Below are 273 nucleotides of genomic sequence, written 5' to 3'. Positions count from 1 at the left end.
CACATATATGGTTCGGAAAAGCAGAATCAATCATTGGTGGCAAGACCTCACGACAAGTGACATCTGGCTTTGTTCAGCTTCCTCCCTCTCCTGCTTCACAAGGTCAAATCCTCTACGGCTCAAACAGTGCAGACGTCACGCGAGACGGCATCGTGGCAAGTACACGAATCATTCCTCCTATGACTACGGCGGGTGGGAATTCAAACGGTCAGTGGATTATCGGACCCGGGATGGCGTTGATGATCCATGTGCCACAATCGGAAGAAGCTACAG

The 273-nt window shown here is 50.9% G+C and carries 1 protein-coding gene; it reads left to right on the top strand.

All coding sequences use genetic code 11. The annotated features are described in order from the left end of the window. Positions 1-5: 5 nt before the first annotated feature. Positions 6-273 (top strand): DUF6143 family protein (locus tag SB775_RS29475; RefSeq protein ID WP_410864780.1); only part of this gene is annotated, 268 nt, incomplete at its 3' end.

It is taken from the genome of Peribacillus sp. SIMBA_075, from assembly GCF_046534585.1.
This window is presented reverse-complemented; position numbering and strand designations above follow the sequence as displayed.